This window comes from Rhodoplanes sp. Z2-YC6860 (assembly GCF_001579845.1).
In the GTDB taxonomy this organism is placed as follows: domain Bacteria; phylum Pseudomonadota; class Alphaproteobacteria; order Rhizobiales; family Xanthobacteraceae; genus Z2-YC6860.
Window position 1 is genome coordinate 1323527 of sequence record NZ_CP007440.1, and the last position, 17896, is coordinate 1341422.

At 64.5% G+C, this 17896-nt stretch carries 15 protein-coding genes; 9 read left to right on the forward strand and 6 right to left on the reverse strand.

Annotated elements, in window-relative coordinates; genetic code table 11:
* Nucleotides 1-203: 203 nt before the first annotated feature.
* From RHPLAN_RS06090 to RHPLAN_RS06105, 4 genes are all read right to left on the reverse strand, one after another.
* On the reverse strand, nt 204-1949 hold the full coding sequence (locus tag RHPLAN_RS06090) for an alkaline phosphatase (RefSeq protein ID WP_068014789.1): 1746 nt from the start codon (nt 1947-1949) through the stop codon (nt 204-206).
* Nucleotides 1950-2029: 80 nt separating this feature from the next.
* Complete coding sequence (locus RHPLAN_RS06095; RefSeq protein WP_068014791.1) at nt 2030-3607, reverse strand: alkaline phosphatase D family protein; 1578 nt, start codon at nt 3605-3607, stop codon at nt 2030-2032.
* 142 nt (nt 3608-3749) lie between these two features.
* A complete protein-coding gene (locus RHPLAN_RS06100; RefSeq protein ID WP_084244409.1) occupies nt 3750-4559 on the reverse strand; it encodes an ABC transporter permease in 810 nt (269 codons plus the stop codon).
* Nucleotides 4556-5389: an ABC transporter permease gene (locus RHPLAN_RS06105; RefSeq protein ID WP_198164742.1), complete on the reverse strand. Its 834-nt coding sequence runs from the start codon at nt 5387-5389 to the stop codon at nt 4556-4558. The genes RHPLAN_RS06100 and RHPLAN_RS06105 overlap by 4 nt, the downstream gene beginning before the upstream one ends.
* 324 nt (nt 5390-5713) lie before the next feature.
* Here RHPLAN_RS06105 and RHPLAN_RS06110 point away from each other — a divergent pair, with 324 nt between their 5' ends.
* From RHPLAN_RS06110 to RHPLAN_RS06140, 7 genes are all read left to right on the forward strand, one after another.
* Nucleotides 5714-6910 carry a cobalamin-independent methionine synthase II family protein gene (locus RHPLAN_RS06110; RefSeq protein ID WP_068014798.1) on the forward strand — a complete coding sequence of 399 codons (1197 nt, stop codon included), beginning with the start codon at nt 5714-5716 and terminating at the stop codon, nt 6908-6910.
* Between the two features lie 234 nt (nt 6911-7144).
* On the forward strand, nt 7145-8494 hold the full coding sequence (locus RHPLAN_RS06115) for an NAD(P)H-dependent oxidoreductase (protein ID WP_068014800.1): 1350 nt from the start codon (nt 7145-7147) through the stop codon (nt 8492-8494).
* Nucleotides 8495-8722: 228 nt separating this feature from the next.
* Nucleotides 8723-9865 carry an LLM class flavin-dependent oxidoreductase gene (locus tag RHPLAN_RS06120; RefSeq protein WP_198164743.1) on the forward strand — a complete coding sequence of 381 codons (1143 nt, stop codon included), beginning with the start codon at nt 8723-8725 and terminating at the stop codon, nt 9863-9865.
* Between the two features lie 296 nt (nt 9866-10161).
* Nucleotides 10162-12117 carry a methyl-accepting chemotaxis protein gene (locus RHPLAN_RS06125; RefSeq protein ID WP_068014804.1) on the forward strand — a complete coding sequence of 652 codons (1956 nt, stop codon included), beginning with the start codon at nt 10162-10164 and terminating at the stop codon, nt 12115-12117.
* A gap of 80 nt (nt 12118-12197) precedes the next feature.
* Nucleotides 12198-14156 carry a methyl-accepting chemotaxis protein gene (locus RHPLAN_RS06130; protein ID WP_068014808.1) on the forward strand — a complete coding sequence of 653 codons (1959 nt, stop codon included), beginning with the start codon at nt 12198-12200 and terminating at the stop codon, nt 14154-14156.
* Nucleotides 14157-14216: 60 nt separating this feature from the next.
* The gene (locus RHPLAN_RS06135; RefSeq protein WP_068014810.1) at nt 14217-14441 is read left to right on the forward strand and encodes a hypothetical protein; all 225 of its coding nucleotides are present in this window, start codon (nt 14217-14219) and stop codon (nt 14439-14441) included.
* A gap of 60 nt (nt 14442-14501) precedes the next feature.
* A complete protein-coding gene (locus RHPLAN_RS06140) occupies nt 14502-14762 on the forward strand; it encodes a hypothetical protein (RefSeq protein WP_198164744.1) in 261 nt (86 codons plus the stop codon).
* A gap of 267 nt (nt 14763-15029) precedes the next feature.
* Here the strand turns inward: RHPLAN_RS06140 and RHPLAN_RS39030 are convergent, their stop codons facing one another.
* The gene (locus RHPLAN_RS39030) at nt 15030-15206 is read right to left on the reverse strand and encodes a hypothetical protein (protein WP_210180573.1); all 177 of its coding nucleotides are present in this window, start codon (nt 15204-15206) and stop codon (nt 15030-15032) included.
* Nucleotides 15203-15364: a hypothetical protein gene (locus RHPLAN_RS39035; protein WP_157100085.1), complete on the reverse strand. Its 162-nt coding sequence runs from the start codon at nt 15362-15364 to the stop codon at nt 15203-15205. The genes RHPLAN_RS39030 and RHPLAN_RS39035 overlap by 4 nt, the downstream gene beginning before the upstream one ends.
* A 98-nt stretch (nt 15365-15462) precedes the next feature.
* Here RHPLAN_RS39035 and RHPLAN_RS06145 point away from each other — a divergent pair, with 98 nt between their 5' ends.
* Nucleotides 15463-17460, forward strand: coding sequence for an ABC transporter ATP-binding protein/permease (locus RHPLAN_RS06145; RefSeq protein ID WP_068014815.1), 1998 nt, complete (start codon nt 15463-15465; stop codon nt 17458-17460).
* A gap of 186 nt (nt 17461-17646) precedes the next feature.
* A complete protein-coding gene (locus RHPLAN_RS06150) occupies nt 17647-17892 on the forward strand; it encodes a hypothetical protein (protein WP_157100086.1) in 246 nt (81 codons plus the stop codon).
* The last annotated feature ends 4 nt before the right edge of the window (nt 17893-17896 follow it).

The following is a 17896-nucleotide window of genomic DNA, read 5'->3' on the forward strand; positions in this document are numbered from 1 at the left end:
CGGCTCTCTCCACTCGTGTCCCGGGCGCAGCGCAGCACGTAGCGAAGCGGAGTGATGCGCTGCAGACCCGGGACCCCAGTTTCTTTCTTTTCGTGGACAGCAACCGGGGTCCCGGATCAGCGGTGCACCGTTCCGCTTCGCTCCACGCTGCACCGCATCCGGGACACGTGCTGCGCCATCAAGCGAGCCACGATCCGAGCATCCTACTCGCTTTGTCCCAATCCCAACGCCTCGGCCATGATCCGGAACACTTCGGTGTTGTCGATCTGGCCACGCACGCGTTCGCTGCCGGGGCCCGTCGCGGTCAGGATCACATCCTCGCCGGAGTGCACGCTGGAGTTCAGGTATCGTGGCAGGTTGCCGAGCCGCAACATCGCACCGGGCGCGTTGCGATAGCGTTCGTTCGGCTCGTACGTGCCCCTGGCGCTGCCCGTCACGGTTGGATCGTTCGGATCGTCGAGCTTCGGCCGGAACGTCTCGTAGTAGTCCGGCGAACTCGCCGAGAAGATCGCAAGCCTGCGGCTCACATCGACGCGCGGCGGGTAGCCGTCCTTGTCCGGCACCGGGTAGTTCGGGAAGCCCGCTTTGTCGTAGACGCCGATGCGCTCGCGGAGCGGCGCCTTGGGCGTGGCCGTCATGTCGTCGTCGATGGTGCCGATGAGGCTGATCGGATGATTGTGGTCGGCCACCACCAGGATCAGCGTGTCCTCGCCGCGCGCTTTGGCCCAATCGCGGGCGAGCTTGACGGCATTGTCGAGCATGATGGTGTCGTAGACCGCGCGCTCCATGTCGAGCGTGTGGGTGTATTTGTCGATCAGCCCGGACTCCACCATCAGGAAGAAGCCCTGCGGATTGCGTGACAGCACTTCGAGCGCGGCCGAGACCTGTTCGGTGAGGTCCGGCTGTTCTGGAAATTTCTTCACCGTACCTCCCTTGAGATACCTGCGGTCGAGCGCGCCATCCATGTTGCCGGGATTGAACAGCCCGAGCAGCTTATCCGAGCGCTTGGCGGCTTCATTCATTTCCGCGGCCGTGGTCGCGACCGTGTAGCCCGCGTCGCGGAATTTCGCGACATAATCGCTGCTGTCCGCGCGCCGGCCGCCGCTCTCGCCCTTCGGCAGGAAATGCGCCGCGCCGCCGCCCATCAGCACGTCGGGCTTTGCGGCAAACAACTGTTCGACGATCTCGTCATAGGTCGAGCGCCGCCGCGTATGCGCGAGCATCGCCGCGGGCGTCGCATCTTCGATCTCGGTGTTGGTGACGACGCCGACCGCCATGCCGGCCCGCCGCTTGGCGACACTGGCGATGCTCTCGACCCGCGGATCGTCGAACGCGCTTGCGCTGCGGTCCGCATAGCCGCCCATGGCGTTGACCGCCGACTTGTGGCCGGTCGCATAGGCGCTCGCCGAATTCGCCGAGTCGGTGATGATGGAATCGCTGCCGGCGGTCGCGACCAGCGCCGTGTGCGGCATGTCGTCGATCGCGAGCTTGCCCAGCGCTTTGCCCTCGGAGATGCCTTTGGACAGATGCCGTGCGGCAACGCGATGCGCGGGCGACATGCCGTCGCCTATGAACAAGATGACGTTCTTGGCGATGCGTGGCCCGGTGTCATAAACCGTCCATGTCACCTCGCGGCTGTTGCTGCCGTCGGAGGCCTGCACCCGATAGCTGCCGGGCTTGTTCAGTGTTACGTCGCGCAGCACGATGGACGACTGCTCCTTGTTGTCCTCGCGCTCGATGAACGTCGCGGTGCGGCCGAGGGCCGCGGCGTAGTCCGTGCCGTTGACGGTGATCCTGACCTGGTCGGGCTTGAGCTTTCCAGGGAATTCGACCTTGAAGTCGAATTTCGCGCCGTTCAGGATCTCGGCGCGGTCGATCGGGTAGATGGTCTGGCTATGGGCTGTGGCTGCGCCCAGAAGGAGCGTGGCAGTCGCAAGAACGAGGCGCATGGATTGGCTCTCAGTGGCGGATTCAGGTCACTTAGGCTGCCACCGTGACAGTCATGTAACAGTCACAAAGGCCAGCCGGCCTAAATTCGCTGCACCATCGGGCCGGTGGTCCAACGCAGCAGCTTCGGCTCGATTCGCGTTGCCCACAGGGCGTTGCCGCCGACGTCCTTCAACGTCACAGTCATGACCTCGCTGGCGCTGTCGATCGCAACGTGGCCGTAGAACTGCAAGCCGAAGCATGGCGCGAGATTCTCGCCCTGCTCGGCGCTGCAACCGTTCTGATAGCGAACCTGCGGGCCGAATGTGTTGTCGAGCTCGCCCGGGGCCCACGTGCCGGCATGCAGTGGGCCGGAGATGAACTCCCAGAACGGCTCGAAATCCTGGAACTGAGCGCGGTTCGGATCGTAATAGTGCGCCGCCGTGTAGTGCATGTCGGCGGTGATCCACACCGTGTTGTGCACGCCCGCGTGCTTGATGAAGGCGAGCAGGTCGGCGATTTCGAGCTCGCGTCCGACGGGCGCGCCGTTACCGAGCGCCACGGCGTCGTAGCTGACGATGGAAAGCGGAAGGTCGGCCGCGATCACCTTCCAGGTCGCGTTCGAGTGCGTGAGCTCGCGCTTCAGCCATTCGAGCTGCACGGCGCCGAGGATCGCGCTGTCCGGCCCGAGTTCAGTATCGCGATTGCCGTTCGGCCCGCGGTAGCTCCGCATGTCGAGCAGGAAGACGTCCAGCAACGGGCCGTAGGAGATATTGCGGTAGATGCGGCCGGTCTCGGCCTGGGTCTGCCGCACCGGCATGTATTCGCAGAAGGCGCGGCGGCCGTGGGCCGCGAGCAGCGATGCGTTGGTGTTGCCGTAGTCGCCACGATTCTGCCCCGGCCACCAGTCGTTGGTGACCTCGTGATCGTCCCACTGCGCGAACATCGGCACTTCGGAATTGAAGCGGCGCAGATTCGCATCGAGCAGATTGTATTTGTAGTTGCCGCGGAAGTCGGCGACTGACGTCGCATTGCGTGACTTTTCTTCAGTCACGAGGTTGCGCCACACCTCTCCGTTCGGCAGCTTCTGTTCGCGCTCGATCGGGCAATCGGCATAGATGCTGTCGCCGGAATGGATGAAGAAGTCCGGCCGGTCGCCGAGCATCGTGTTGAACGTGCGGATGCCGCCGCGCGATTCGTCGATGCCCCAGCCCTGGCCGACCACATCGCCGGACCAGACGAACGACACCGAGCGCCGGTCCGCGGGCGCCGTGCGGAAGCGGCCCACCACCGCTTCGCTCGAAATGGTCGGCGCGGCCAAGTCCTCAAATCGCACGCGATAGAAGATGTCCTGACCCGCCGGGAGACTCTCAAGCAACGCTTTCGCCGTGAAATCACTCTCCGGCAACGCATCGATGGCGGCTGCGCCACGGATGTTCTTGAAGCTGTCGGTGGTCGCGACCTCGACCAGCATGCGCGACGGCCGGTCGGCACGCGCCCAGACCATCGCGGAGTCCGCCGAGACGTCGCCCGATTGAATGCCATGCGTGATCTGCGGCCGGTCGGCCGCGCGGCTGACATAAGGCTTGGCGATGGAGCCGACACTTGCGAACGCTGTCACTGACGCGGCCCTCACCAGGAACCGGCGGCGCGTGAGCCGCGTGCGCGAGATGGCGACCATCGATCCTCCGCCGTTGATTCGCGGCGGACAATGCCGATGGTGTTTGACAGGGACTCGACTCTTCTGCGACGGCTTGATGACTCGCCGCGACCGTTTCGCGATGATGTTTTGGCGAATCTTAGATGTGGCGCGTGTCGGGCCGTTAACCTTTGGCCATCCGCACCATGCCCCAGCGCTGCACGGTGGCCTTCTCGATCGAACCGAACACCAGCCGCTCGAAGGCGAAACCGATGCCGCCGATCACGATGAGCGAGGCCAGCATCAGATCCGCGTTGAGGAACTCCTTGGCGTCGAAGATCACCCAGCCGAGCCCCCAGTCGGAGGCCGCGAGAAACTCGGCCCCGATCACCGCGATCCAGGCGCGCAGGAACGACTGACGGACTCCGGTGATGATGTAGGGCGAGGCCGCCGGCACCATCACCTTCCAGAACAGCGCGTTCTCGCTCGCGCCCATGGCGCCGGCGGCGCGCAGCCACAGCGGATTGACGGCGCGCACGCCCGACCAGGTGTTGAGCAGCATCGGAAACAGCGCCGCGTAAAACACGATCAGGACCGCCACCGTGTTGCCGAGCCCGAACCACAGGATGAAGATCGGCACCCAGGCGAGCGAGGGGATCGGCATCAGTGCGCCGACCAGCGGCATGAAGAAGTTCTCGACCGGTTTGAAACGGCCCATCAGGATGCCGAGCGGAATGCCGATGGCGACCGCGATCGAAAGTCCGCACAGCACGCGATAGAGCGTGCTGGCCGCGTGCCAGAGCATGGTGCCGTCCATCAGCGAGCCCCATAGCGCCTGCCAGACCTTCGGCAGCGTCGGCATGAGCGCAGGAGGGAAATAGCCGGTGCGCGCGACCGCCTCGTAGAGTGCGAGCGCCACGACGATGGTGATCGTGGCCCGCAGTGTGGAGCGGTGGCGATCGGACAGGGTGGTGGTTGTCGCGACCATCGTCATCGCACCATCCCCCAGCGCATCACGGTGTATTCCTCGATCTTCTGGAACACGAGCTTTTCGAGCGCGAGGCCCAGCACCGCAATGACGACCACGCCAGCGAGCATCACGTCGGTGTTCAAGAATTCGCGGGCGCCGAAGATCATCCAGCCGAGCCCCCACGGCACTGCGGCGAGCATCTCGATGCCGACCAGGATGCGCCAGGCCTGCGCCAGGCCGAGCCGCAGGCCGGTGAGGATATAGGGCAGCGCTCCCGGCACGATCACCTTGACGAACAGCCGCCGGTCGTCCGCGCCCATCGCCAGCGCCGAGCGCACCCAGATTTCCTTGACGGCTTTCACACCGGTCCAGGTGTTGAAGATGATCGGGAAGGCCGACACGAAGGCGACCAGCAGCACCGCCGAGGTGTTGCCGAGCCCAAACCAGAGCAGGAACAGTGGCGCGTAGGCGAGACCTGGGATCGGCGCGCCGATGCTGACCAGCGGCAGCGCGATGTCCTCGATCCGCCGCGACCGGCCCATCAGGATGCCCAGCACCACGCCGGCAATGGCGGCGAGCGCAAAGCCGGCGAGCAGCCGCAGGATGGTGTCGAAGGTGTGGTGCGGCAGAATGCCGTTGGCGGTCAGCCGGACGAAGGTCTCGGCGATGGTGACCAGCGAGGGAAACAGTTTGGGCGGAAACACGCCGGCCCGCGCAACGATCTCCCAGAGCCCCAGCACCACGACGAACGGAAACACATTGCGCGCGAACACCCGCCAGCGGGCATTTTCGTTGGATCGGGCGCGGGGTCGGGTGTCGACTGCGATATCGGCCATGGGGGAGGATAGGGCCATCCCGTAAAGCCCGACAAGCCACTCTGTGTCGCATCGCAAACTCTCTCCCCACGTGTCCCGGGCACAGCGCAGCATGAGCGAAGCGAATGATGCGCTGTAGACCCGGGACCCCGATTTTTCTTTTCTGTCGCTGGCCAACCGGGGTCCCGGGTCTGCGGTGCATCATTCCGCGCTCACGCGCTTCATGCTGCACCGCGCCCGGGACACGAGTGCGGTGGTTTGGGCAACAGCCCATCGCGCAACTTGAGCCGCTTCGTGGTTCATTTCGTCGCGCCTGTCCAATAACCTTGCGCGCAACGATCAAAACCGCAGGGAGGACCGCCGATGTTTCGCGCCACCAAGGATGTCATCTTACCCACCACCATCACCGGCTCGCTGCCGCGGCCGAGTTGGTACACCGAGAACCTCGGCACGCGGCATTTCCTTGAGGCCATGGTGACGCGGAGGTTCCGTGAGCAGTACGAGGATGCGCTCACCTGCTACATCCGCGATCAGGAGATCGCCGGCCTCGACATCCTGACTGACGGCGATTGCCGCTTCGATGACGACGTCGGCGGCCAGAGCTGGGCCGCCTATCCGCCGATGCACATGGCCGGCTTCGAGCACGACAATCCGCGCCCGACGCCGGTCGGCCGCGGCGGCGTCGCCTTTCCACGCGGCCACATCCTGCACGACTATATGGAGTCTCGGGTGATGCCGACCGTGATCGGGCCGATCGGTCGCGGCGATCTGCAATACACCGAGATGTGGAAAGCCGCGCAGCGCTTCACCAAGAAGCCGGTGAAATTCGGCGCCGTGACGGCGGAGCTCGTCGGCTTCGCGGTGCAGGACAAGCACTACAAGAACCCCGTCGATCGCATCTTTGCGATCGCCGAAGCGTTCAACGAAGAGTACCACGAGCTGGCCGACGCCGGTTGTCCGGTGATCCAGATCGAAGAACCGCAGATCCATCTGCTCGCGGCACGTGGCGTCACCGATCCGGTGATCAATCCCAAGCTGATGCTGGAGATATTCAACCGCACCGTGAAGGGGCTTCGCGCGAAGACCGAGGTCTGGGCCCATTCGTGCTGGGGCAATCCGTCCCAGCAGCGCATGTTCGCGCAGGTGCAGAGCTACAAGGCGTCGCTCGAGCTGTACAATCAGGTCGATGCCGATGTGGTGACGTTCGAGTCGTCGAGCTCGGGCGGCATAGACCTTGAGGCGATCGGCAAGTCCATCACCGATAAGAAGATCGCAATCGGGGTGATCGATCATCACACCTTGCAGGTCGAGCAGCCGTCGCAAGTCGCCGATCAGATCCGGGCGGCGATGAAGCATATCCCGGCGGAGCGGCTGGTCGTTTCCACCGACTGCGGCATGGGCCGCGAAGGCATGAGCCGGCGGCATGCCGCCTACAAGATCGTGTCCCTGGTGCTCGGCACCAACATCGTGCGCAAGGAGATCGGTGCGCCGGAGGCGCAGGTGCTGGCAGCCGACGCGCGATATTCGCTGGTGCAGATGGCAAGGGACGGCGTGGCGTGACGTTGTTGTGGAGCAGGCTCTCTCGACACGTGTCCCGGGCACAGCGCAGCATGCAGCCATCAGCGCGTTTCCGCGCGTCTTCGACGCGCTATGGCGGAATGATGCGCTGTAGACCCGGGACCCCGCTTTCTTTCTTTTCAATTGCAGCCAACCGGGGTCCCGGGTCTGCGGTGCATCACTTCGTGCTGCACCGCGCCCGGGACACGTGTTGCATCTTCATGCCATAAATCGTGCATGAACCTGCATCGCCTGCTGCTCGAACGTGAAGCCGCCGGCCGCCCCGTCACAGTCGGCCTGATCGGGGCGGGCAAGTTCGGCACCATGTTCCTCGCGCAAGCGCGGCTGACGCGCGGGCTGCACGTGGTCGGCGTCGCCGACCTCAACGTCGACCGAGCGCGGAGCCAGCTCGCCGCTGCGGGCTGGCCGGCGGCTCAATTCGCCGCCGCGTCGCTCGATGACGCGATCAAAAGCCGTGGCACATATGTCACCGCCGATGCGGAAGCGCTGATCAAACATCCGGCGATCGAAGTCGTCGTCGAAGCCACCGGCATTCCCGAGGCCGGCATCGTCCATGCCCTCAAGACCATCGAGCATGGCAAGCACATCGTCATGGTCAACGTCGAGGCCGACGCGCTTGCAGGTCCGCTGCTTGCACGCAGGGCCAAGGCCGCGGGCGTCGTCTACAGCCTCGCCTGGGGCGATCAGCCGGCGCTGATCTGCGAACACGTCGACTGGGCGCGCGCCGCGGGCTTCAAGGTGGTCGCAGCCGGCAAGGGCACGCGCTACGAGCCGCACTACCACCGCTCCAACCCGGACAACGTCTGGGACATCCTCGACAAATACCTGAACATCACCGATCGCAAGTCGATCAATCCGAAGATGTTTAATTCGTTCGTCGACGGCACCAAGTCCGGCATCGAGATGACCGCCGTGTGCAACGCCACGGGGCTGGTGCCGCAAACGGAAGGCTTGGGCTTTCCGCCGGCGACGCGCTTCGAGCTCGCGGAGGTCTGCAAGCCGAAAAGCGCCGGCGGCACGCTGGAAAAGGAAGGTGTCACCGAGGTCACGTCCTCGGTCTATCGCGACGGCCGCGACGTTCCGCATCATCTCGCGCTCGGCACTTATGTGGTGATCGAAGGCGAGACCGATTACGCGCGGCGCTGCTTTGCCGAATACGCCATGCTGCCGGATCGGAGCGGCCGCTATGCCGCGCTGTACCGTCCGATCCATATGATCGGGCTCGAACTCGGCGTCTCGGTGGCAAGCGCTGTGCTGCGCCGCGAGCCGACCGGGGCGCCTACAGGGTTCCGGTCTGACGTCGCCGCCACCGCCAAGCGCGATCTGAAGGCCGGCGAAGTGCTCGACGGCGAGGGCGGCTTCTGCGTCTGGGGCAAGCAGACGCCGGCCGAACTGTCGCTCGCACGGGGCCTGCTGCCGCTCGGGCTTGCGCAAAATGTCCGGCTCAAGCGCGACGTGCGCGAAGGCGAGTGCCTGAAATGGTCGGATGTGGATTGCAATCCGAACGACACGGCCGTGCGCATCCGTCGCGAGATGGAGGCAGCGTTCGCAAGGCCGAATACTTAGGCGGTCTCAAGCCGTCCTCATCCTGAGGAGCGGTCCGAAGGACCGCGTCTCGAAGGACGAGGACGGCCCCGCCGGTGGCGGCCTCGTGCTTCGAGACGCATTGCTTCGCAATGCTCCTCAGCATGAGGCCGTGAGAGATTGGAGTGCGCGGCTGCCATTGCAGAAATGGCGGTGGAGAGATTTTTCCGGCCTGCTAATCTCTCTCCAACAAAAAGCCTGGAGGAAGTCTTGCTCGATCGTCCCGCGTCTTCGCAGCGTGCCCGCCTCGACATGTACAACGCCAACACGCTCAAACTCGGGCTGTTCGGCGCGAACTGCTCGTCGGGCCGATCGCCAACCCGGGTGCCCGAGCGCTGGTCGGCAAGCTGGGAGGACTGCCTTGCGCTCGCCCAGATGGCGGATGCTGCCGGCATCGACTTCATGCTGCCGATCGGCCGCTGGAAAGGCTATGGCGGCGAAACCGACATGCATGGCGAGACGCTCGAGACCATCACCTGGGCGACCGGGCTCCTTGCGCACACCGAGCGCATCACAGTGTTCGGCACCGTTCATGCGCCGCTGTTTCATCCGGTCATCGCCGCCAAGCAATGTGTCACCGCCGATCATGTCGGCGAAGGCCGTTTCGGCCTCAACATCGTCGCAGGCTGGAACGAAGGCGAGTTCGAGATGTTCGGCGTCGAACAGCGCGAGCACGACGCACGCTACGGTTATGCCCAGGACTGGATCGACGCGATCAAGAAGTGCTGGGGCCCGGAAGAGGACTTCGACTTCAAAGGCGCGCAGATCAAGCTCGCGAAAGTCCGTGCCAAGCCCAAGCCCTATGGCGGCACGCGGCCGCTGATCATGAATGCCGGCTCCTCGGGTCCGGGTCAGGCCTTCGCGATGCGCAACTGCGACGCGTATTTCACCGCGACCTCGGAGGCGCGCAGGGGCGGCGCCGAGGTGATGAAGAAGATGGTCGCGGGCATCAAGGCCGAAGGCGCTACGCTCGGCCGCGAGATCGAAGTGTTCACGGTAGGCCAAGTGGTGTGCCGCCCGACCCAGAAGGAGGCCGAGGACTACTATCACTACGCCATCGTCGAGCAGGCGGACTGGGGCACCGTCGACGGCATGCTGCGCATCAAGGACATCACGCCGGAGAAGCTCGGCGAGGAGGAGTACAAGAAGAAGCGCGAATATTTCGCGTTCCACGCCATTGGCGGTTATCCGTTTGTCGGCTCGCCGGACCACGTCGCCAATCAGCTTGCGATGGTGAGCCACGGCGGCATACGCGGCATCGCATTTTCCATGATCAATTATCTCGACGAATTGCCGTTCTTCCGCGACGAAGTGCTGCCGCGGCTCGTGCGGATGGGCGTGCGCGAGCGCTGAGCGCAATACGCCGCGTCAGAGGATGATGGTGGAACCGGGCTTTTGCCGCGATAGGCACAAGCCATGACTCCAATGCCCGTCAGGATTGTGGTCCGCGACAACGGCACGCGGGGCGTTTTTACGCGGTCTTAACCAAAAAAATACGACAATACCTTCGGAAATTCCCGTCGCGTGAAATCCAACCGACCGAAATCGCACGAGATGCCGACCTCCCCTGCGTTCTATCCGCAGCGGCCAGGCCGGGCGGCCACGTTCGTTTGGAAATCACGCCAAGCTGGCCCAGGACGCATCTTCACATGAAATTCTCGAACGTCAAAACGCTCTACAAAATCCTTCTGTGTTTTGCGGTCCTGACCGTCTTCATCGCGGGCGCCACCTGGTTCGCCACCGGCAAGATGCGGCTGATCGACGACACCTACACGGTGCTGCTCGAGCGCGAATCCATTGCGATGAAGGAAGGCGTCCGCGTCCAGTCTTCGTTGCAGAATTTCGCGCGGCTGGTCTGGCGGCTGGTTTCCGAGACCGAGCCCAAGGCCTTGAAGGAAAATGACGACGAGGTCGCCCGGAACCGCGTCCGGATGGCTGAGTTCGCGCAGAATATCGCGAAGCTGTCGCCGAGCAACGGGCCGCTGTTTGCCGAGATTTTGCGCGGATACGAGAAGGTCTATCAGGAGGACTACCTCGCGATCAAAGCCGCCAAGGCCGCCGGCAAGAACGATGAGGCGTTGCGACTCGTCCGCGATTTGTCGTCGAAGAACGCCGCACTGCGCACCCAGGCTGCAGCGGCGACAGACGCGCTGGAAAAGTACGTCATGAAGGCCTCTGCGGACGCCACGGAGCAGACCAACAGCACCATCGCGACCACCGTGACGGTCATCAGCGGAGCGCTCGCCGCCGCCATCGCGCTGGCGTTCCTCATCGCGCAATTCACCATCGTCAAGCCGCTGCGCGCGCTCACCGGAGCCATGCACGAACTCGCCAACGGCAAATTCGAAGTGGTGCTGCCAGGGCTAGGCCAGAAGGACGAAGTCGGCGAGATCGCCGGAGCCGTCGAAGGCTTCAAGGTGAAAGCCGCCGAGAAGGCACAGCTCGAGGCCGACGAGACGCTGCGCCGCCAGAAGGCGGAAGCCGAAGCCGAGGCCGAAGCGCAAGCCAAGATCGCGACGGATCGTGCCAAGGCCGCTGAAGAACAGGCTCGCAAGGCAGAGGAACAGGCGCAAGCCTTCAACGCGCTGGCCGATGGCCTGACGCGGCTCGCCAAAGGCGACCTGTCGTTCCAGCTCAATCGCGGCTTCACCGATGAGTACAAGCAGATCAGGGACGACTTCAACGGCGCCATCGCGCAACTGAAGGAGACCATCGGCGCGATCTCGGCCTCGACCAGCGAGGTCGCGAGCGCGGCGTCGGAGATCGCGACGGCCACGACGGACCTCTCGCAACGCACCGAGGAGCAGGCCGCGAGCCTCGAAGAGACGTCCGCCTCGATGGAGCAGATCTCGGCGACCGTGAAGAAGAACGCCGAGAACGCCCAGCATGCCAACCAGTCCGCCTCGGCCACGCGCGAGGTGGCGAATCGCGGCGGCGAGGTCGTGTCGCATGCGATCACCGCGATGTCGCGGATCGATGAGTCCTCGAAACAAATTTCCGACATCATCAGCGTGATCGACGAGATTGCGCGCCAGACCAATCTGCTCGCCCTGAACGCGGCCGTGGAAGCCGCGCGTGCCGGCGATGCCGGCCGCGGGTTCGCCGTGGTGGCGGCGGAGGTGCGCACACTGGCGCAGCGCTCGTCGCAAGCCGCAAAAGACATCAAGGACCTGATCACGACCTCCAACAGCCAGGTCAAGGACGGCGTCGATCTCGTCAATCGTGCCGGCCAGTCGCTGAAGGAGATCGTGGATTCGATCGAGAGCGTCGCCAATGTCGTGTCCGACATCGCCAACGCAAGCTCGGAGCAGGCCGGCGGCATCGACCAGGTCAACAAGGCGCTGAGCCAGATGGACCAGGTCACGCAGCAGAACTCGGCACTGGTCGAGCAGAACGCCGCGACCGCCAAGAACTTGCAGCAGCAGTCCGCCGCGATGAGTCAGAGCGTCGGCATGTTCAAGCTGCACGGTGGCAGCGAGCCGACACCTGTCGTCAAACCCGCCGGCACTGCCAAGCTCAACGGTTCTGGCCGCGGCGGCCCGGCGCGGCGCATGCAAGCCGGTCTCGCCACCGCGTTCAAGGCGCAGGAATTCGAGGAATTCTGAGCCGAAAGAAATTCAACGGCCATGTCGGTAGAGCATGGCCGGAAACCGATAGAGCTCTTACGAACGAGGACGACGAAACAATGTTTGGCCTTTCCATCCGCACGCTGCTGTTGGGTCTCTTCGGCACGATGCTGCTGTTTGTTGCGGGACAGAGCTATATCGGCTTGAGCAAGATCGGCGCCGTGAACAACAGCGTCGTCGACATCGCGACCAACTGGATGCCTTCGATCGCCGCAGCCAAGGACCTGAACATCGCGGTGTCGTCCGTCCGGCTGGTGACATCGCGGTACATCATGGCTGCCAACGACCGTGACATGGCAGAGACCGAGAAAGAGATCCAGGCGCGCTTTGCCGGCCTGGATGCGATTCGCAAGCGCTATGAGCCGATGATCGCGACGCCCGAGGAGCGGGCCGCCTATGAGTCCTTCTCGAAGAACTGGGATGCCTATCGGCAGATGAACGAGAAGCTGATGGCTCTGGCTCGCGCGCACAAGTCGGAAGAAGCCGAGATGTTTTTCTTGAACGACCTGTTCAAGGCGTCCACGGCGGCGAACAACGACCTTGCCAACATCGTGAAGATCAATCAGCAGGGTGCGGATCAGGCGATCGCGCTCGCTGCCAGCAGCTATGACTGGGCCCGCCTGGAGCTCATGGTGATGTCAGGCCTGGGGCTTGCGATCGCAGCCGCGGCGATGTTGTTCGCTTTCTTCGGCATCAGCCGGCCGCTCGACGCGCTCACCGGCTCGATGAAGGAGCTCGCCGGCGGCAATTTCGACGTGGTTCTGCCGGGGCTCGGCCGCAAGGATGAGATCGGCGGCATTGCCGGCGCGGTCGAAGACTTCAAAGTGAAAGCCGCCGAGAAGGCACAACTCGAGGCCGACGAGACGCTGCGCCGCCAGAAGGCCGAAGCCGAAGCCGAGGCCGCGGCGCAAGCCAAGATCGCAGCCGATCGCGCCAAAGCCGCCGAGGAACAGGCCAAGAAGGCCAAGGAGCAGGCGGAGGCCTTCGGCGCGCTGGCCGACGGTCTGACGCGGCTCGCCAAGGGCGATCTGTCGTTCCAGCTGAGCCGCGGGTTCACGGATGAATTCATGCAGATCCGGGACGACTTCAACCGCGCCATCTCGCAACTGAAGGAGACCATCGGAGCGATCTCGGCCTCGACCAGCGAGGTCGCGAGCGCGGCGTCGGAGATCGCGACGGCCACGACGGACCTCTCGCAACGCACCGAGGAGCAGGCCGCGAGCCTCGAAGAGACGTCCGCCTCGATGGAGCAGATCTCGGCGACCGTGAAGAAGAACGCCGAGAACGCCCAGCATGCCAACCAGTCCGCCTCGGCCACGCGCGAGGTGGCGAATCGCGGCGGCGAGGTCGTGTCGCATGCGATCACCGCGATGTCGCGGATCGATGAGTCCTCGAAACAAATTTCCGACATCATCAGCGTGATCGACGAGATTGCGCGCCAGACCAATCTGCTCGCCCTGAACGCGGCCGTGGAAGCCGCGCGTGCCGGCGATGCCGGCCGCGGGTTCGCCGTGGTGGCGGCGGAGGTGCGCACACTGGCGCAGCGCTCGTCGCAAGCCGCAAAAGACATCAAGGACCTGATCACGACCTCCAACAGCCAGGTCAAGGACGGCGTCGATCTCGTCAATCGTGCCGGCCAGTCGCTGAAGGAGATCGTGGATTCGATCGAGAGCGTCGCCAATGTCGTGTCCGACATCGCCAACGCAAGCTCGGAGCAGGCCGGCGGCATCGACCAGGTCAACAAGGCGCTGAGCCAGATGGACCAGGTCACGCAGCAGAACTCTGCGCTGGTCGAGCAGAACGCGGCGACCGCCAAGAACCTGCAGCAGCAGTCGACCGCGATGAGCCACAGCGTCGCGGTGTTCAAGCTGCACGGCGGCGATTCATCCACGGCCTTCGCGCCGTCCACGGTGAAGGCTGCCGCGTCGCGTCCTTCCGCGGTGAGCGGCCCCGCTCGTCGCATGCAAGCCGGGCTCGCCACCGCGCTCAAGGCCGAGCAGGAGTGCGAAGAATTCTGAGCGGCTTTAAGTCGGCTGCCCGACTTTGAAACGGATGCGTCATGCCTGGCGTTAGCCCGCATGGCGCATCAATTCCATCTCAGGTTTACGTGTCTGGCCACCGGCAAACACGTGGACTGTCCGGCGGCCGACGACTTCGCCTCTGTGCGTGCCCGCTGGAATGATGCGGTCGAGTTCGCTTGCCCGCATTGCCGCATCCGGCACCGCTTCACATTCCGGGAAGGCTACATCGCCGGCTCGATGGCGGTCGGCGCCACCGGCGCCGCGGTGACCCAGACGCGCTGACGGCTCCCCAAAAGCGGCCGCCCCGTTACGGAACAAAAAATCACTGGCGGCGGTTGGCCGGTGATGAAACTCACCGAGGAACTGCTGCGCACCGATCTCGCCATGCTCAATCACGGCGGGCCGGAGGCCATTTCGCTGTTTCTGGAGATGAGCCGCAAGTTGCACGAGGAAGGGCACGCTCAGGAGTTGCGCGATTGGATCGTGGTCGCGACGCCGCAATTGCCCGAGAAAGAGCGCGGCGAACTGATCGCGCTGCTGATGCATGGCTATCTTTATCTGACCGACCAGACGACCGAGGTCGACGATCGCATCCTGAACTGAAGCGGCGGATGCTCGGAAATCGGCACCGCATCGCGAGCGTGGGAACGTTCGCACGCCCCGCGTTTTAGCAGGATGGACGATCTGTTGGCCGTCCTCCGATCGCGCGTGACAATCCTCCCGGTCGCCACACGATCGAGACTGACGGCCCACGACGAGGCACGGCTTGGGTGAGCGTGTCCTCGCGCAAGAGCCCGATCCCCGCCGGGGATCGGGCTCTTTGCTGGAGTCGATGCTGCCCGGAAGGGCTCGCCCGATCTTGTCGGCTGCTCAGACGCGAGCCTGCCGCTGCTCCTCCAGCCAATTGGGGAGCTTGAACGCGATCCAATCGTCGGCGTCCTTTTCGTGCTCGAAGCCTGCGATCTCCTCGAAAGCTCCGTCCGGCCACGTGACGCGCACGATGAAGCGGCCTTCGTTCTCTTTTCGCACCTGTAAGCTCGGCATCATGCGACGTGCCCCGGGTCTTCGATGGGTGGCATCTGCTCCTTCTCCCGGCGCGTGAGCGGCGCGGCGGGGAGCGACGGGTGGCCCTTCGGCCCGCCCAGCGCCGCCTGGGCGAGATCGCCTTCGGTCGGCCGGTTTTCGTCGTTCCGTTTGCGGTCCATGCGGCACCTCCTTCCGACCGAGAACGCCGATGTGTCGGGAAAGGTTCTTGGGAACTTCCTGGGAACCAAATTCCGAACTGGCATTTATTCCTTCACGCATGAGCGCCAGAGCGTCCGACGAGACCATCCGCCCCGACAAGAACCCCGAAACGGCGCCGCAATCCGATTCCGCAACCGGAGCCGAATCCGACCTCCCGCCGGAGACCAAGGAGTCCGAGCGCGCCGAAAACGAGGTCAAGGGCCCCGACGCTCCCGACGAAGAAACCGAAGCGCTGCGGCGCAGCTACCTGTTGCGCCGCTTCTGGCACACTGGCTTGCGTTTCTGGACCACGCCGGGCCGCCATGTCGCCTGGCTTTTCAGCGCCGCGCTGCTCGTCATCATCCTGCTCAATCTCGGCGCCGCCTATGCGATGAACTTGTGGAATCGCGGCATCTTCGACGCGCTGGAGAAGAAGGATGCCGGCACGGTTCTCTGGCTGTCGCTGATCTACTTCGCGATCCTGGCCGCAAGCGTTCTGATCAGCATTGCGCTGGTCTACACCCGCATGACGATCCAGCGGCGCTGGCGCAAATGGCTGACCGACACGCTGGTCGACCGCTGGCTCCGGCATGGGCGCTACTACCAGCTCAATCTGGTGAGCGGCGATCATCAGAATCCGGAATTCCGCATCGCCGACGATGTCCGCATCGCGACCGAGGCCCCGGTCGACTTCGTCACGGGTGTGTTGCAAGCCTTTCTGTCGGCCGCGACCTTCATCGTGGTGCTGTGGACCATCGGCGGCGCGCTCGATCTCAGCGTCGGCGGCTTCGACATCCACATTCCGGGCTTCCTGGTGGTTGCCGCGGTGATCTATGCGCTGGTCGCCAGCGGCGCGATGCTGCTCATCGGCCGCCGCTTCGTCAGCGTTTCCGAGGGTAAGAACCAGGCGGAGGCCGAGCTGCGCTACGTGCTGACGCGGCTCCGCGAGAATGGCGAAAGCATCGCGCTCATCCAGGGCGAGGAGGAGGAGCGCGCCGGCGTGGAAACGTCGCTGCTCAAAGTGCTGAAGTGCTGGCGCAGCATCTGCATCCAGAACATGAAAACGTCCGTGGTGTCGTCGGCCTCGGGTTACATCGCCCCGGTGCTGCCGATCATCCTCTGCGCGCCAAAATATCTGCAGGGCACCATGTCGCTTGGCGAAGTGATGCAGGCGGCCTCGGCATTCACCATCGTGCAGGGCGCGTTCAACTGGCTGGTCGACAACTATCCGCGGCTCGCCGACTGGACCGCCTGCGCGCGGCGCTCGGCCTCGCTGATGGTGTCGCTCGATGCGCTGGAGCGTGCCGAGAAGGGCGACGGCGTCGGCCGCATCAAGCGCACCGCCGAGGGCGAAGGCGCAGCGCTTCGCCTCAAGGACCTGTCGGTGACGCTCGACGACGGCACCGCCGTGCTGGCCGACACCGACATCGCGATCAAGCCCGGCGAGCGCGTGCTGATCGCGGGCGAGTCCGGCACCGGCAAGAGTACGCTGGTGCGCGCCATCGCGGGGCTGTGGCCCTGGGGCGGCGGCACCGTCGAATTGCAGAAGGGCGCGAAGCTGATGCTGCTGCCGCAGCGTCCTTACATACCGATCGGCACCCTGCGCCGCGCCGCAGTTTATCCGGACGCGCCGGACAGCCGCAGCATCGAGGAGGTCGCCGAAGCGTTCCGTCACGTCGGTCTGGACCATCTCACCGAGAGGATCGAGGACGAGGCGCCTTGGGATCAGACGCTGTCCGGCGGCGAGAAGCAGCGGCTCGCCTTCGCGCGCATCTTCCTGCACAACCCCGACATCATCATTCTCGACGAGGCGACCGCGGCGCTCGATCCGGAGAGCCAGGACAAGCTGATGGAATTGCTCAGCCGGCAGCCGGACAACACCGCGCTGGTCAGCGTCGGGCACAGGCCCGAGCTCGAGGCGTTTCACAACCGCAAGGTCGTGCTGGAGCGCCGAAAGGGCGGAGCGAAACTTGTCAGCGACATCCGGCTGGTGAAGCGGCCGGGGCGCAGGCGCCTCCTGAGCCGGTTCTTGCGGCGCCCGGCAAAGAAAGAAGCGCGATTGTCGCAAGAGAAATAGCGCGACGCCGCTCGCGACGCCGCTCGCGACGACGGTCGAATCCGACGCGTCACAGGGAGGACGGCGGCGCGATGTCGCGCCGGCTCCTCGCTGTCCGCTTGGATCGATCGGGCAGCGGCCCTGTAAGCCTTTACAGGACGACATTCCAATCGCGTTGATCCAGGATGCTGCCGAGCCTTGGGGGCCATGATTGAAAGGGTTCCTATGCAATCGGCCGCTCTGATGTCCGTCTACGTTCTGACGATCATTGCCGTCCAAGCCATTGGTGCGGTGGCCAGCAAACTGGTCGAGACACAATGGCCGTCGGCAGGGCTTGCAACCTTCCTGCTCATTTTCATGGCCGAATTTGGCGTCGCGTGGCCGCTCGCGGTCCGCATCACCGAGTGGGGCATCCGTGCCGCCGGCTACCGCGTTGATGGCGTCGATGCCTGACGGC

Excerpts from the sequence above, each read along its gene's own strand:
- RHPLAN_RS06100 (WP_084244409.1), bottom strand. The coding sequence starts at position 4,559 with ATGACGATGGTCGCGACAACCACCACCCTGTCCGATCGCCACCGCTCC.
- RHPLAN_RS06090 (WP_068014789.1), bottom strand. The coding sequence starts at position 1,949 with ATGCGCCTCGTTCTTGCGACTGCCACGCTCCTTCTGGGCGCAGCCACA.
- RHPLAN_RS06110 (WP_068014798.1), top strand. The coding sequence starts at position 5,714 with ATGTTTCGCGCCACCAAGGATGTCATCTTACCCACCACCATCACCGGC.
- RHPLAN_RS06145 (WP_068014815.1), top strand. The coding sequence starts at position 15,463 with ATGAGCGCCAGAGCGTCCGACGAGACCATCCGCCCCGACAAGAACCCC.
- RHPLAN_RS06115 (WP_068014800.1), top strand. The coding sequence starts at position 7,145 with ATGAACCTGCATCGCCTGCTGCTCGAACGTGAAGCCGCCGGCCGCCCC.
- RHPLAN_RS06135 (WP_068014810.1), top strand. The coding sequence starts at position 14,217 with ATGGCGCATCAATTCCATCTCAGGTTTACGTGTCTGGCCACCGGCAAA.
- RHPLAN_RS06125 (WP_068014804.1), top strand. The coding sequence starts at position 10,162 with ATGAAATTCTCGAACGTCAAAACGCTCTACAAAATCCTTCTGTGTTTT.
- RHPLAN_RS39035 (WP_157100085.1), bottom strand. The coding sequence starts at position 15,364 with ATGGACCGCAAACGGAACGACGAAAACCGGCCGACCGAAGGCGATCTC.
- RHPLAN_RS06130 (WP_068014808.1), top strand. The coding sequence starts at position 12,198 with ATGTTTGGCCTTTCCATCCGCACGCTGCTGTTGGGTCTCTTCGGCACG.
- RHPLAN_RS39030 (WP_210180573.1), bottom strand. The coding sequence starts at position 15,206 with ATGATGCCGAGCTTACAGGTGCGAAAAGAGAACGAAGGCCGCTTCATC.
- RHPLAN_RS06150 (WP_157100086.1), top strand. The coding sequence starts at position 17,647 with ATGATTGAAAGGGTTCCTATGCAATCGGCCGCTCTGATGTCCGTCTAC.
- RHPLAN_RS06095 (WP_068014791.1), bottom strand. The coding sequence starts at position 3,607 with ATGGTCGCCATCTCGCGCACGCGGCTCACGCGCCGCCGGTTCCTGGTG.
- RHPLAN_RS06105 (WP_198164742.1), bottom strand. The coding sequence starts at position 5,389 with ATGGCCCTATCCTCCCCCATGGCCGATATCGCAGTCGACACCCGACCC.